This is a genomic window from Parafrankia sp. Ea1.12 (assembly GCF_900465275.1).
GTDB lineage: Bacteria > Actinomycetota > Actinomycetes > Frankiales > Frankiaceae > Parafrankia > Parafrankia soli.
In genome coordinates, this window is record NZ_UBIZ01000657.1 from 1 (window position 1) to 752 (window position 752).

Consider the following 752-nt stretch of genomic DNA (forward strand, 5'->3'; position numbering starts at 1 on the left):
CCTGTGGGGTGCCAGAAGTCGGCCTGAGCCTGTGACCTGGGGCGATGCGCCGGCGCGGGGCCGGCCGCATGATGGTCAACTATGTCCGTACGCCTGCTGTACCTGATCCTCGTTCGGGTCTGTAGCTGGCTGGTTCTCCTCGGCCGCTCGTCGGCGTCGAAGAACATCGAGTTGCTGGTGTTGCGGCATGAGGTTGCGGTGCTGCGCCGTACCCAGCCCAAGCCCCGGTGGGACTGGGCGGACCGGGCGGTGCTCGCCGCCCTGATCCGACTTCTCCCCAAGGCACTGCGAGCGCACCGGCTGGTCACTCCCGGCACCGTCCTACGGTGGCACCGCCGTCTGATCGTACGGAAATGGACCCATCCACAGCGGATGGGTCGGCCACCGGTCGGCACGGAGATCGTGACCCTCATCAAGCGGCTCGCGACCGAGAACACGACGTGGGGCTACCAGCGGATCCGGGGCGAGCTGCTCAAGCTCGGTCACCGGGTGAGTGCCTCCACGATCCGCCGGGTCCTGACGTCCCTGGGGCTGCCCCCGGCTCCGCAACGGCAGACCGACACGACATGGCGGCAGTTCCTGCGCACGCAGGCGTCGACGATGCTGGCCGTGGACTTCTTCCATGTGGTGCGACGCGAGGTCGCAATGTGTGAGTGAGCGGAACGAAAGGAGGGTCGACGTGGTCGACGATTCGGCTCCGGGCTAGTGCTCACAGCCCGTCCCCGCCTCCGGCATGCGTCGCGTATGCACTC

Annotated in this window: 1 pseudogene; it reads left to right on the top strand. The window is 67.7% G+C overall.

Annotation, left to right across the window (positions count from 1 at the left end):
- Nucleotides 1–81 precede the first annotated feature (81 nt).
- Nucleotides 82–627, top strand: a pseudogene (locus tag FMEAI12_RS34600) (transposase); the annotation flags it as partial.
- Nucleotides 628–752 lie beyond the last annotated feature (125 nt).